The 326-nt window shown below is 72.1% G+C and carries 1 protein-coding gene; it reads left to right on the top strand.

Features of this window, described 5'->3' with window-relative positions:
- Positions 1-326: aldehyde dehydrogenase family protein (locus CVH10_RS18985; protein ID WP_146143079.1), on the top strand; the 326-nt coding region annotated here is incomplete at both ends.

The raw sequence follows: 326 nt of genomic DNA, 5'->3' as shown, positions 1-326 counted from the left end.
TGCGAGCTGCCCGAGGGCGTGTTCTCGCTGCTCTACGGCTCCGGCCGCGAGGTCGGCCAGGCGCTGGTGCGCGACGCGCGCATCAAGGCCGTGGGCTTCACCGGCTCCCGCGGCGGCGGCACCGCGCTGATGCAGGCCGCCCAGGAGCGCCCCGAGCCGATCCCGGTCTACGCCGAGATGAGCTCCATCAACCCGGTGTTCCTGCTGCCGGAAGCGCTGAACAACCGCGGTCGCGACCTCGGCGAGGCCTTCGTCGGCTCGCTGAACATGGGCGCCGGCCAGTTCTGCACCAATCCCGGCCTGGTGATCGCCGTCAAGGGCGAGGC

It is taken from the genome of Halomonas sp. ND22Bw (genome assembly GCF_003011945.1).
GTDB lineage: Bacteria > Pseudomonadota > Gammaproteobacteria > Pseudomonadales > Halomonadaceae > Halomonas > Halomonas halophila.
This window is presented reverse-complemented; position numbering and strand designations above follow the sequence as displayed.